General features: G+C 70.9%; 1 protein-coding gene. It reads left to right on the forward strand.

Features of this window, described 5'->3' with window-relative positions:
- Positions 1 to 457: hypothetical protein (locus J5M66_RS26675; protein WP_207817552.1), on the forward strand; the 457-nt coding region annotated here is incomplete at both ends.

The following is a 457-nucleotide window of genomic DNA, read 5'->3' on the forward strand; positions in this document are numbered from 1 at the left end:
GTGCACGCACCGTGGGCGCTCGCCGTCAGCGCCCGGATGGCGGAGCGGTTCGGCGTCGAGGTGCAGGCCATGCACACCGATGACGGGCTGGTCTTCCGCCTGCTCGAGACCGAGGGCGATGACGACACCCTGACGAACGCCCTCACCGAGGCGACCGTGCTCGACCCGGACGCTGTGGCCGACATCGCCACCCTTCAGGTCGGCGGCACGCCCCTGTTCGCGGCGCGATTCCGCGAGTGCGCCGCGCGTGTGCTGCTGCTGCCGCGCGGTAACCCGGGCAAGCGTCAGGCGCTGTGGCAGCAACGTCAGCGGGCCGCGCAGCTGCTCGAGGTCGCGAGCGCCTACCCCAGCTTCCCGATCGTCCTCGAGGCGGTGCGTGAGGTGCTGCAGGACGTCTACGACGTGCCCGGCCTCGTGAATCTCATGCGTTCCATCGCCAAGCGCGAGGTGCGTGTCG

This window comes from Pseudomonas sp. 67(2021) (assembly GCF_017491835.1).
In the GTDB taxonomy this organism is placed as follows: Bacteria; Pseudomonadota; Gammaproteobacteria; order Pseudomonadales; family Pseudomonadaceae; genus Aquipseudomonas; species Aquipseudomonas atacamensis.